General features: G+C 32.5%; 10 protein-coding genes. 9 read left to right on the top strand and 1 reads right to left on the bottom strand.

All coding sequences use genetic code 11. The annotated features are described in order from the left end of the window. Positions 1 to 239: 239 nt before the first annotated feature. Together Q4Q47_RS08900 and Q4Q47_RS08895 are read left to right on the top strand one after the other, a co-directional pair. A complete protein-coding gene (locus Q4Q47_RS08900; protein WP_303306308.1) occupies positions 240 to 425 on the top strand; it encodes a helix-turn-helix domain-containing protein in 186 nt (61 codons plus the stop codon). Positions 426 to 438: 13 nt separating this feature from the next. Next, complete coding sequence (locus Q4Q47_RS08895) at positions 439 to 771, top strand: hypothetical protein (protein WP_303306307.1); 333 nt, start codon at positions 439 to 441, stop codon at positions 769 to 771. Here the strand turns inward: Q4Q47_RS08895 and Q4Q47_RS08890 are convergent. Further along, on the bottom strand, positions 764 to 1,342 hold the full coding sequence (locus Q4Q47_RS08890) for an RNA polymerase sigma factor (protein ID WP_303306306.1): 579 nt from the start codon (positions 1,340 to 1,342) through the stop codon (positions 764 to 766). The genes Q4Q47_RS08895 and Q4Q47_RS08890 overlap by 8 nt on opposite strands. A 275-nt stretch (positions 1,343 to 1,617) precedes the next feature. On the opposite strand from Q4Q47_RS08890, the gene Q4Q47_RS08885 reads away from it, so the two are divergent. The 7 genes from Q4Q47_RS08885 to Q4Q47_RS08855 all read left to right on the top strand — a co-directional run bounded on the left by Q4Q47_RS08885 (position 1,618) and on the right by Q4Q47_RS08855 (position 12,466). After that, positions 1,618 to 2,766 (top strand): FecR family protein, encoded by a 1,149-nt coding sequence (locus Q4Q47_RS08885; protein WP_303306305.1) that lies wholly within the window; start codon positions 1,618 to 1,620, stop codon positions 2,764 to 2,766. Between the two features lie 153 nt (positions 2,767 to 2,919). Next, the gene (locus tag Q4Q47_RS08880) at positions 2,920 to 6,450 is read left to right on the top strand and encodes a TonB-dependent receptor (RefSeq protein ID WP_303306304.1); all 3,531 of its coding nucleotides are present in this window, start codon (positions 2,920 to 2,922) and stop codon (positions 6,448 to 6,450) included. Between the two features lie 16 nt (positions 6,451 to 6,466). Beyond that, on the top strand, positions 6,467 to 8,122 hold the full coding sequence (locus Q4Q47_RS08875; RefSeq protein ID WP_303306303.1) for a RagB/SusD family nutrient uptake outer membrane protein: 1,656 nt from the start codon (positions 6,467 to 6,469) through the stop codon (positions 8,120 to 8,122). 335 nt (positions 8,123 to 8,457) lie between these two features. After that, the gene (locus Q4Q47_RS08870) at positions 8,458 to 9,429 is read left to right on the top strand and encodes a metallophosphoesterase family protein (RefSeq protein ID WP_303306302.1); all 972 of its coding nucleotides are present in this window, start codon (positions 8,458 to 8,460) and stop codon (positions 9,427 to 9,429) included. 5 nt (positions 9,430 to 9,434) lie between these two features. Further along, the gene (locus Q4Q47_RS08865; RefSeq protein ID WP_303306301.1) at positions 9,435 to 10,250 is read left to right on the top strand and encodes an endonuclease/exonuclease/phosphatase family protein; all 816 of its coding nucleotides are present in this window, start codon (positions 9,435 to 9,437) and stop codon (positions 10,248 to 10,250) included. A 230-nt stretch (positions 10,251 to 10,480) separates the two neighbouring features. After that, positions 10,481 to 11,518, top strand: a complete 1,038-nt coding sequence (locus Q4Q47_RS08860) for an endonuclease/exonuclease/phosphatase family protein (protein ID WP_303306300.1) — start codon at positions 10,481 to 10,483, stop codon at positions 11,516 to 11,518. A 33-nt stretch (positions 11,519 to 11,551) separates the two neighbouring features. After that, positions 11,552 to 12,466, top strand: coding sequence for a metallophosphoesterase family protein (locus Q4Q47_RS08855; RefSeq protein ID WP_303306299.1), 915 nt, complete (start codon positions 11,552 to 11,554; stop codon positions 12,464 to 12,466). Positions 12,467 to 12,508: the final 42 nt, after the last annotated feature.

Below are 12,508 nucleotides of genomic sequence, written 5' to 3'. Positions count from 1 at the left end.
GAAGACAAATGTCACGAGCAAAAGTTAAAATAAAAGGCTATTAGTATTAAGATATTGCAACTTAAACATTAAGAATATTAAGAAAATGTTAATCTAAGAAAGTTTACAAATAGTTAATTTTTATCACATAAATATTCATGAAATATTTTATTACTCAATAAAACCCAAGCTCATAAAAAGTTGTTTATTTTTTTATAAAACACCAAAAGACAAGTGTTTGTAATTATTAAAAACCAACAATGGAAGGTTCTCTTATTGGAATGGGAAAACGTATTAAAGAAATTAGAAAAACAAACAACAAAACCATAAGTGACATTGCCTTGAATGTAGGAGCTACCAGTGAACTAATTTCCAGAATTGAAAATGGCATAATTATGCCTTCGTTGCCTGTTTTATTAAAATTCATTAGATATAGAAGTAACTAAATTCTTTTAGGGAATGCCACAAATTAATAATTCAAACTTTATTGTTTTCAGAAAAGAAGAAAGTACCTTTATTGAAAAAGAACATGAAGCCGTTGGTTTTTCGTATCAATATCTTTTTGGGAAACAAATGTCTTCTCTAAGCTTTGAGGCTGCTTTATTAGATGTTGCTTCCTATTCTAAAAGAAAAAAAGTCACAACTGATGCCTATGAATTCAAATATGTTCTTTCTGAAGAATGCTATTATCTAATAGGAGAAGAAGAAGTCCTATTAAAACAAGGTAACAACCTCAATGGTTTAGCCGCTTACTCAAGTTTTTTCGGAAACACATTTTTTATAATTAATTAGCTTTCATAAAATGTTTCATGAAACTAAAAACCAAAATAAGCTCATCATCATTGAAACCTTTTCTGATTTTTTGATAAGCAATTCGCATTTGAGATTCAACGGTTTTTATAGAAACACCTAATAATTCTGCAATTTCCTTATATTTTTTACCTTCTTTTTTATTTAATAGTAAAACTTGCTTGCATTTTGGAGGCAAACCTTCTATCAAATGGAGTAAACGGTTAACGGTATTATTTTTGCCATCGTCTGGGGCATTTATATAATCGTTTAATGTCTTTTGTTTTATTTCATCAAGAACCTTATCTTGATACTGTTTTTTCTTATAATGATTTATATATTGATGGTAAGCAATTTTGAATAGGTAATTTTTTATTAATGAGTCATCTTTTAGATGACTTCTTTTTTCCCATAAAATAATTAAGCAGTTTTGTACAATATCTTTTGCTTCTTGTTGGTCGTTTGTGAACGTAGTAACATAGGCTACTAGAGAATCGTAAAACGCTTCAAAAATAATTTTAAAAGCTTTTTTATCACCTTGTTTAATTTTAGGAACGAGTTCGTTATAATCCATTAAAATAATCCAATCAGTTTTTCAAATCCTTTTTAATAGTAAAATATATATCCGTATAGAATAAAGACTACACAGCTAATAACAAGGATTCTGCTATATTACGAGAAATATTTTTAATTTAATTTATTGATGCTTAGCAATTCAATTTCAAACGCTTGTAATTTACTTATGATACAATAGTTTAACAAATAATACAAAAATAAACAAAATTTACTTAAGGGTTTTTTTTAAGCGAGTTGTTATAATAGTATAAGTTTAAATTAAACAACGTTGGTTTGGTAGAATTAATCACAAAATATTTCGCAAATACGCTTACCTCATTAGAGAAAAATAATTTATTAGAATTATTAGAGAATCAAGATAACAAAATACTATTTGAAGCTTATATTAGAGACCATTATAATTTAAATTTAACGCTTCAGGATGTATGTGTTGATGAGGCCTATTTAGCGTTTCTTAAACAGTCTGGTTCTAATAAAAAACCGATAATCTCTTTGTATAGAAAATGGTATAAGGTTGCTGCAGTCTTAATCATTATGTTGGGGATAACCTCTTATATAGTGTCGCAATTTTATCCTTCTCAAAATATAATAACCAATGAAAACAGTATTACTTTAACCTTAGATAACGGTGATATAAAAATAATTTCTGAAAATGGTGATGAAACTATTGTTGACTCCAACGGCACTGTTGTTGGGAAACAAGAAGGAACAATACTAAATTATACTAAAGATTCAGAAAGTAATGAAGCTATAGTAGAAAATTTGGTGTACAATGAATTAGCTGTCCCCTATGGAAAAATATTTCAATTAGCATTATCAGATGGAACTCTGGTACATTTAAATGCTGGAACGACTATAAAATATCCGGTTAAGTTTTTAAGAAATAGAAACCGCGAAGTTTTTATTGATGGAGAAGCTTATTTTGAAGTGACTAAAGATGAAGACCATCCTTTTGTTGTGAACTCCAAGGAAATGAATATACGAGTCTTGGGGACAAAATTTAATATAAATTCTTATTCTGAAGATCTTGTAGCGCATACAGTTTTAGTAGAAGGATTAGTTAGTGTATATGATAAAGACTCTGTTTATGATGAAAATGCCATATTGATGGCTCCCGATCAAATCGCTTTTTGGGATAAGAACGATGCTAAGATTAAAATAAGAAACATTGATATAGATGAATATATCGCATGGGTTGATGGAAGGCTTGTTTTTAAAATCAGGCCGTTTTCAGAAATCACAAAGATTTTAGAAAGGCATTTTGATGTGTCTATTACCAACAATTATAAAGCCTTAGATACCCAGCGCTTTTTTGCAAAATTTGAAACTGAAACCATTGAAGATATTTTAATTTCATTTCAGAACTCATACCCATTTTCATATCAAATGGATGGAAATAATGTAATAATTGATAACCCTTAAAAAAGATATGCCTATGATGTAAACCAGTACGATTTAAATCGAACAACTAAATCACTTATATCGAAAAAATCGGGAAATGGACCAACATTCCCCGATCTAATTAAGTGATTGAATTAATGATTATTAACCCAATTAAATTAAGACTACAAAAATATGAAAAAAATCATAAAGGAGATGTTGTTCTATGATATCTCTAAAATTAGTTTGAAAATGAAATTAACGTCACTATTGTTTATTGTTTCGCTTTTTTATATGAAAGCAGACAATAGTTACTCACAGAATACCAAGATTTCTTTAGATATGGAGTCTGTGAAAATAATGACTATTCTTGAAAAAATTGAATCGTTAAGCGAATTTAGATTTTTAGGAAACGAAAATGTAATCAACGATTTTCGATTAGTTACTATAAAAGCTAATAAAAAACGCATCCGTAAAATACTGGATGAGCTTTTTAAAGGAACTTATATTACCTATAAAGTTATAGACCGTCAAATTGTTTTAGTTAAAGAAGCAAAGTTAAATAAAACGGTTCCGAGAGAACGTATAGATTATATTCAAGGGCAGCCAATAAACGGAACAATAAAAGATGCTTCCGGTATACCGTTGGCAGGTGCTACAGTTATAGAAAAAGGAACTCAAAATGGTACGCAAACCGATTTTGATGGGAAATTTAATTTAACAGTTAAGGATACTAATGCATCCCTGTTAATATCTTATATTGGTTATGCTACACAAGAAATTAGTGTAAATGGAATCACTGTCTTTAACATTACAATGCAAGAAGATGCATCTGAACTTGATGAAATTGTTGTTGTTGGTTATGGAACAGAGAAAGCACGTAATATCACAGGGTCTGTTGGATATGTTTCAGGAAAAGTGTTGGAAGATAGGCCAATTGCTAATTTATCAGAAGGCTTACAAGGTGTGTTGCCAGGACTTAATCTTAATTTTTCAGGAGGTGAACCTGGTAAACAGGCATCTATAAACATTAGAGGTTGGACAGGTTTTACTAAAGGAGAACCTTTAGTTGTTATCGATGGTATACCAGGGGATTTAGAACTTCTTAACCCTACTGATGTAGCTAGTGTATCAGTATTAAAGGATGCTGCATCTGCTTCAATTTATGGTGCACGAGCTGCTAATGGAGTTATTTTAATTACCACTAAAAAAGGTAAGAATACTCAAATGAAAGTAAATATTAGTTCCACTATATCTATTCAAAAACCAACGAACTTACCAGAATTTGCAAAATCTTCAGATTACGTTCAAGCCTTACAAGATGGTGGGCTAACAAATTTCACTTACTGGTACAATAGCCCAAGTGTAACTATGGATCAATGGATTGATTTTATAAAATTAAGAGAGCAAGATCCTGATAAGTATCCAAAGTTATTGTTAAGAAAAGAAGATGGCCGATTTTTATTTACAGGTAGTGAAGATTATGTGGGCACGTTAATTAAAAAATCGACACATTTACAAAAACATGACTTTAATATTTCTGGTGGAAATGATAAAGCAACCTATTATGCGTCTGTAGGGTTTTTAGATCAAAAGGGGGTTTTAAAGTTTGGTAATGATAAGTATACTAGATTGAATGCAAATCTATCGCTTACATTAAAACCAAAAAAATGGATAGACCTTGATTTTAGACTTAGATATTCGAACACACATGAGAACAGCCCTACTCAATATGGTAGTCAAGAGGTTTGGAATAATATATATCGAACGCCACAATATAGAGCCCTGAAGAATGATGAGAACAAAATATGGCAGTGGAACGATGCTACTAATCAATATGAAGTGACTGCTTATGAGCCAACGGGTAATTATATCTGGGATAATAATGCAATAGCTAATTTAGATAAAGGAGGACGTGACATACAAAGAAGGAATGATTTTGTGCTAACATTTGCCCCGACTTTTAACATTGGGAAAAATTTGAAGATAAAAAGTGATTTCACATATAACCCTTCTTTTTATCAAAGAAACCTGTATTGGAAAGAGATTGATTACGAAATTCTGGAACCAGGGAATATTACAAATTATGTTACTGGTGACGATCGCTATAACAAAGATGTTGACTATGATCTTTATTATGTTTTCAATGCTTATGCAGAATACGAAAAAACTTTTGGAACAAAACATTATTTCAAAGCATTAGCTGGTTATAACCAAGAATGGAAAGAGTTTGAACATACTGGAGCTACACAAAGGGATATATTAGTACGCGATATTCCAGAAGTAACAATTGGAGAAAGAACTTCCAGATTTGGTGCAGACCACTGGGCGGTAAGAGCTAGTTTTTATAGGTTTAGCTATGTCTTTGATGAAAAATACATGATTAAAACAACTGGACGTTATGATGGAACTTCTAAATTTCCTAAAGATGGTCGCTTTGGCTTTTTTCCTTCTGTTGAATTAGGATGGAGAGTATCCAATGAATCATTTATGGATTTTTCTGAAGATTACCTAAGCAATTTAAAGTTTAGAGTATCGTATGGTTCTTTGGGTAATCAGGCGTTAGCGGGTGGAGGTAACCATCCGTATGAACCTTTTTTAAATATAGATGATGAAATATCGTATTCTATTGCAGGGGCTAGACCTCCAGGGGTTACAATTCCTGGAACATTACCAGCAGCTGGAAATATAACATGGGAAGAATCAAAAACAAAGAATTTTGGTGTTGATATAGGGCTATTCGCTAATAGATTTAATTTAAATTTTGATTATTTCATTAAAGATATAGATGGTTTACTACGAAGAGACGTTTATTCTGAGTTATTAGGGGTTTCTGGTCCTCAAGAAAATCTGGCATCTGTTAGAAACAAAGGATGGGAGTTAAGCTTAGGTTGGAGAGATAAAATAGGTGAAGTATCTTACTTTATAAATGGTAATTTATCTGATTTTAAAGGAGTTATTACAAAAGTAGACAACCCTACACGTGTTCTTAGTAGACTGTATGAAGGGCAAGTACTTGGTGAAATATGGGGTTATGTATCGTCCATATTCCAAACAGATGAAGAAGCTGCTACAGCAAACCCAGGAGGTTCTAACGATCAATCTGTTTGGCGTTCAGGAGGTGGTTGGCAAGCTGGTGATATTAAATATCACGACCTAAACGGTGATGGCGTAGTCAATAGAGGTGATATAACTGCAGACAATCCTGGAGATCTTAAAGTAATAGGAAATAGCTCGCCTAAATTAAGATATTCTTTCACACTAGGTGCAGATTACAAAGGCTTCGATTTTAACATGTTTTTTCAAGGCGTTGGAAGGCGTGATTTTAGACCTAATACTGGAGTTTTTCAACCAGTTAGTTCAAAATGGGGGAACCATTTAAGGTCATGGCAATTAGATGCGTGGACACCTGAAAATACAGATGCCTACCTTCCTAGGTACACTACAGGGACTGGCTATAATTTCTCTACCCAAACGCGCTTTTTGCAAAATGCTTCTTACTTAAGACTTAAAAATTTAACTTTAGGTTATTCATTGCCTCAAGCTGTAATTGAAAAGCTAGGTATGACTAAATTGAGAGTTTATTTTGCTGGACAGAATTTATGGGAGACAACTAAGTTAAAAGTACCATGGGATCCTGAAGCAACAGATGGTTTTAACTCAGGTTCAGGTAAGAGTTATCCTTTTCAAAGATCTTATTCTTTTGGCGTGAATTTAACCTTCTAATTAAAAAAAACTTGAGATGAAAACAAAAAAAATAATATATATCATATTTGCTACTTTTTTCATAATTACAGGATGTAACGATGATTTTTTAGAGAGACCCTTTTTAGATGAAATAGGAGATTTAAACTTCTGGAAAACGGAGTCAGACTTAAAACTTTACTTAAACGACCTTTACCCGCGTTACCTAACTGGTCACGGCACTGGATTCTCACAAAGTGGTATGGCGTTTGCTGATATTCAATCGGATGTGCTAACAGGAAATACTTTAGGTAGAATTAGAAGAACAAATGGAGCGCATACTATTGATGATGGTTATGGTTGGGATTATACCGATGTAAGACGCATTAATCATTTTTTAGCTAATTATGAACAAGCGGATATTGATCAATCTATTAAAGACAGATACGCAGGTGAAGCTCGATTTTTTAGAGCTATGGACTATTATGGTAAAGTGAAATCGTTTGGTGATACGCCATATTTAGACAAACCTTTAGATGTAGATTCAGAAGAATTATCAATGGCTCGTACTTCTCGAATAGAAGTGATGGCAAATGTTGTTGCAGATTTAGATTTTGCAATTACTAATTTACCATCAAAAAGCAGTACTAGAATTGATGAGCGTATTAATAAAGAAGTGGCGTTACATTTAAAAGCTCGTATATGTCTGTTTGAAGGGACCTTTAGAAAATATCATGGTATTTCTGGAGATATAGAATTTATTGAGATGGCTAGAGATGCAGCGAAAGCGGTAATTGATAGTGATAAATTTGAAATTTCTAATGATGGAAGTAATGCATATCAGGATTTATTTATTGATTTAGATTTAAATGGAAATAAAGAAATCATTTTAGGTAGAAAATATTCTGTAGATCTTAGAATTGGACATGCTACACCTAGATATTTTCAAGATAACTCATATGGTTTAACAAAAACCGCAGTAGATTCTTATCTATGTACCGATGGTTTGCCTATTGGTTTAAGCCCCTTGTATCAAGGAAATGAACCAGACTACGCTATGGAAGATGAATATATTAATCGTGATCCTAGAATGGATCAGACATTGAACAAATCAGGCGAGAATTACTTGGGAACAGTTACTGTACCAAATTTAACTAGTACTGGCTATAGTATTGAAAAATACTATAGAGAAGATCAAATAGATTTAGTTAATGCCATTGAAATTGATGCGCCAATATATAGATACGCTGAAACCTTACTAATTTATGCTGAAGCTCATGCTGAATTAGGGACTTGTACTCAGTCTGTACTTGATGTGTCTGTCAACTTGTTGAGAGACCGTGTTGCTATGCCACATTTAACAGCTGCACCAACGGCAGATCCTAATGCTGAATTCTCAGAACTTTCTCCTTTATTGAATGAAATAAGAAGAGAACGCAAAGTTGAATTAATGTTAGAAGGTTTTAGGCGTGATGATTTAATGAGATGGAAAGCTGGTAAGCTTTTCCTAAAGCCAGTATTGGGTATTAAATTTGTTGCTTCGCAATATCCTGCAGGCTTCACAATAGACACAGATCCTGATGGTTTTGTTGATCCTTATGCAGGTATAGGAGCACCCCCAAACACATTTGATGAGAACAAGCATTACTTATATCCATTGCCTCCAGAGCAAATTGCATTAAACACAAACTTAACTCAAAACCCTGGGTGGTAATATAGTTTAGTTTTTAATCATAACTTTTGAATCAGGTTTTGATTAGTTTTTAGAAGCGACAATAGTATTTTCTTATTGTCGCTTTTTTTTAATTAAACTGCTAAAAAGCAGGAGGATTTATTTTTTTATTGAAGCAGTTACCAGAAACGTCTGGTATTAAATTAAAAATATGATGGTGTTGTTCCAAAATTATAATTATTTTTACAAATAATATAATAATTTGAATTATATGAAATTAGTCTGATCTTTAAATTCTTGTCAAAAATATATTCCTACATATATTGTCAATTCAGAGAATATAAATAATTAAGTCTAAAAAAATAAAAAACAAACAGATGAATCGGAGAAGTTTCTTAAAAAAGTCTGGACAAGTAGGTATGGCTATGTCCTTACCATTACCAATTTCAGGATTTAATTTTAACAGTTCAAGTAAGTTGCAAATTGGTATAGTGGCCGATGTACATCAAGATGTTATACACGATGGATATGCGAGATTACGTTTCTTTATGGATGACATGAAAAAAAGGCAACCCGATTTTATTATTCAAATGGGTGATTTTGCGCTTCCCAAACTACAAAATCAACCTTTTCTTGATGTTTGGAATGAATTTGAAGGGCCTGCATATCATATTTTAGGGAATCATGATATGCGTGATTCTGGTTTTACCAGAGAACAAACTATGGCCTGGTGGGGAATGAAAGAACGTTACTACTCATTCGATCAGGGAGACTTTCATTTTATTGTACTCGATGGCAATGATAAAAACCCTAAACCATGGAGCGGTTATGATCGTTATATTGGTGAGGAACAAAAGGAATGGCTAAAAGATGATCTTAAAAAAACACAGAAACCAACTGTGGTTTTTGTACATCAAAGTTTGGAGGCAGAACATGGCATTGCCAATGGTGAAGAAATTAGGGACATATTGGAGAAGTCAAAAACGGCTTCAAAACAATTAAAGGTTATTGCTTGTTTGTGTGGACATCATCATACAGATTATGTCAAGGAAATCAATGGCATTCCATATATCCAAATTAATAGCATGTCCTATAAATGGGTTGGTGGAAAATATAAGAGAGAACGTTTTGCACCGCATGTGGAAAATGCTTTTCCTTGGGTTAAGAGCACATGCCCCTACAAAGATCCATTATATACTTTGCTTACTTTGGATGCATATAGAGGCGAACTACATTTAGAAGGGAGCTCAACAAGTTTTATTGCACCTACTCCTAAAGAAATTGGTATGCCCAACGCAGATGAGATGAGTCCTACAATTACAGAAAGGAATTTAACTTTTGATAATTAAATAAAATGAAAAAACGCTTCAACTCAACATTGGTTATAATATTTAGCTTAATTATAATTGGGTTCTTATCCTTTGGTTTTATAAATGGAAGCAAAAGATTAGCTTCAAAAAATAAAACCATAAAGGTATTAAGTTACAATATTCATTATGGATTAGGAATGGATAAAAAATATGATTTAGCCAGAATAGCCAAAATTATTTCCGATCAAGACCCGGATATTGTAGGGCTTCAAGAAATAGGAGATTCGATCATGGCAGCAACCTTGGGCAAACTCACAGGGATGCATTATATTTTTGGTCCTTCTAAGGAAACCATGAAAGGTTATGGAGATGCTGTTTTAAGTAAACATCCTTTTGAATGGGTGGCTAATTATTCCATCCCCAGCGCAAGTTCCAGTCGCTATCAGGTTATGGGTGTTGATGTAGATTTATCTGCAATTTATGAAAAAGGAACAAAAGTGAGATTCTTAAATACTCATTTTGACTGGACCCAATCCATCGGTTCACAAGAAGCGAGATTATCTACAGTTGATGTCATAGAAAGAGGCTTTCTTGAAAACAATAATTTGCCGTTAATTTTAACAGGAGACTTGAATGCAGAGCCAAATAGTGAGCCTCTTAAAAAGCTAAAGAAAAAAGGATGGGTAAATAAAGAAGGTGGTGAAGAATTATTTACCATACCTGTTGTGAGTCCAGATAGGCAAATAGATTATGTTCTTGTAAGGCCTAAAAAATCATGGGAGATTGTGGATGTTAAGGTACTTAATGAACCTGTAGCTTCAGATCATTTACCAGTTTTAATGACATTAGAACTGAGGTAATAATAGTATGAAAAATATTAATAGTTTACTTCTTGTTCTATCAATAATAAATCAAGTCTGTGGTCAAGAACAGAGTGAAAAAGAAGCTAATTCTCTTAAAATAATCTCATGTAATATTTGGAACGGATGAAGAACGTAAACAAAATGCTATTGACTGGATTAGAAGACAAAATTCAGATGTAATAGCGCTACAGGAGCTTAGTGGCTATACACAAAAAAACATTCGTAAAATGAACAATATTTTTAGATATAAAACTCTCTCTCTTTTAATAATTGCTGTACTTTTTAATGTAAGCTGTAGAGCAGCTGATGAAAAATTAGAAAATACGCCAAATTCAGAACCTTTTGAATTTAAATTGATGACCTGGAATATATGGGGGAAACTTAATTTAGATCCTAAATACACTATTAATGGAAAAACAGGAAGAGATAGAGTTATTGAAATTATAAAAGAAAGTGAAGCCGATATTATCACAATGACTGAAACATATGGCTCGGCATCAGATATTGCAGCAGCGTTGAATTATAATTATTACACACCATCACCAGATGCGAACCTTACAATCTTTAGCCGTTTTCCGTTAGAAAATTTTGGGAGAATTACTAATTTATCTCCGTTCTCTTTTATTTCTGGAACGGTGAAATTGCCAAATGGCAAGAAAATTAGAATTTATAATATTTGGCTAACAAGTGGTGGAAGACATATTGTAGAAATAAAAAACAAGTCTATTTCTGATAAGGAATTTAATAATGGGGATCAAAATCGTTATAATCATATTCAAGAATTATTACGGCATCCAGATTTCAAAAGTGATTTAGCAAACAAAGATGAGACCCCTGTAATTGTAGCAGGCGATTTTAATTGCGTATCACATTTTGATTATACACAAGAAACTAAAGGCAACGGTTTGAATTATTCTAGAATTTTAGCAAATAAAACTTCATTAGCTATGAAAGAGACCGGATTTATAGATTCTTACAGATTTATACACCCTAACATTACTAAAGAAACTTTAGGATATACTTGGACTACAGTTGGTCAAGGATATACTTATATCTCAGGTCAAGGTTTTATTCCAGTTAATGTAAACCCTCATCCAAAGTACCAAGACCCTTATGCTAGAATAGATTTTATTTACAGTGCAGGAAAAAAGATAAAACCTATTAAATCACGAACTATTAAACATCACTCGTCAAACACCATTCGAAGTTTTCCTGAATTTCCTTCAGATCATAGTGCTTTGTTGACCACTTTTTTGATTGAATAGATTGATATGTGAAAAATTTAAAAATTAAAAGAAATGGCAAAAAATAAAAATGTACTAGACAGAAGAACATTAATAAAAACTCTAGGCTTAACTGTAGGTGCTACTTTAGTTTCTCCAATTGTTCATGCTACATCTGATGTAAGCAATAAGAAAAGCAAAAAAGTATTGACGGTTGCTCATATTACCGATGTACATATTCGTCCGGAGCATGATGCACCAAACCGTTTTAAGAAATGTTTAAAGGATATAAAAAAACATAAAGTTGATTTTTTCCTTAATGGAGGCGATACTATTTATGCTGCAGATTATGGACACATTAAAAGAGAACGTGTTAACGAACAATGGGCCATATGGAAAGAACTCAGAAATGATTTTTCTGAATATGAAGTTCATAGTTGCCTAGGAAATCATGATATGTGGTGGGCGGCTCCTGACAAATCAGACCCTATGTATGGAAAAGACTTTGTCGTAAAGCAACTTGAAACCCCAGGAAGATACTACAGTTTTAACAAAAGGAATTGGCATTTTATTGTATTGGATAGTAATAATAAAAACGCAGGGTCATTAGATGAAGAACAACGCAAATGGCTAGAAACAGATTTAGCCAAACTGGACGATAACAGCAACATATTAATATTATCACATTATCCAATTATTGGTGTCAATGGAGGAACACACACAGACCGTAACTATATAACGGACTTGTACTACAAGCATAAAGACAAAAAAATAACATGTTTGAGTGGTCATGTTCACTTGTTAGATAGTATTGTTTATAACAACGTAAATTATTTTTGCAATGGTGCCTTAAGCGGTTTTTGGTGGGAAGATGGTAATGAAAAATCAGGTGGGAAATATTGGGTGAAAGAAACACCTCCTGGATATGCTATTATTAATTTATTTGAAGATGGGACTATTGAGAATACGTACTATCCACATTCATATTGATGGTCGAATAAGTTAAAGTGTTTAAAATAGAATTATTAGGGT

The organism is Flavivirga spongiicola, from assembly GCF_030540825.1.
GTDB lineage: Bacteria > Bacteroidota > Bacteroidia > Flavobacteriales > Flavobacteriaceae > Flavivirga > Flavivirga spongiicola.
The sequence above is the reverse complement of the archived record's forward strand: the minus strand, read 5'-3'. Positions and strand labels throughout refer to the sequence as shown.

Coding starts and splice junctions, on each gene's coding strand:
- Q4Q47_RS08900 (WP_303306308.1), top strand. CDS start 240: ATGGAAGGTTCTCTTATTGGAATGGGAAAACGTATTAAAGAAATTAGA.
- Q4Q47_RS08895 (WP_303306307.1), top strand. CDS start 439: ATGCCACAAATTAATAATTCAAACTTTATTGTTTTCAGAAAAGAAGAA.
- Q4Q47_RS08890 (WP_303306306.1), bottom strand. CDS start 1,342: ATGGATTATAACGAACTCGTTCCTAAAATTAAACAAGGTGATAAAAAA.
- Q4Q47_RS08880 (WP_303306304.1), top strand. CDS start 2,920: ATGAAAAAAATCATAAAGGAGATGTTGTTCTATGATATCTCTAAAATT.
- Q4Q47_RS08875 (WP_303306303.1), top strand. CDS start 6,467: ATGAAAACAAAAAAAATAATATATATCATATTTGCTACTTTTTTCATA.
- Q4Q47_RS08870 (WP_303306302.1), top strand. CDS start 8,458: ATGAATCGGAGAAGTTTCTTAAAAAAGTCTGGACAAGTAGGTATGGCT.
- Q4Q47_RS08865 (WP_303306301.1), top strand. CDS start 9,435: ATGAAAAAACGCTTCAACTCAACATTGGTTATAATATTTAGCTTAATT.
- Q4Q47_RS08860 (WP_303306300.1), top strand. CDS start 10,481: ATGAACAATATTTTTAGATATAAAACTCTCTCTCTTTTAATAATTGCT.
- Q4Q47_RS08855 (WP_303306299.1), top strand. CDS start 11,552: ATGGCAAAAAATAAAAATGTACTAGACAGAAGAACATTAATAAAAACT.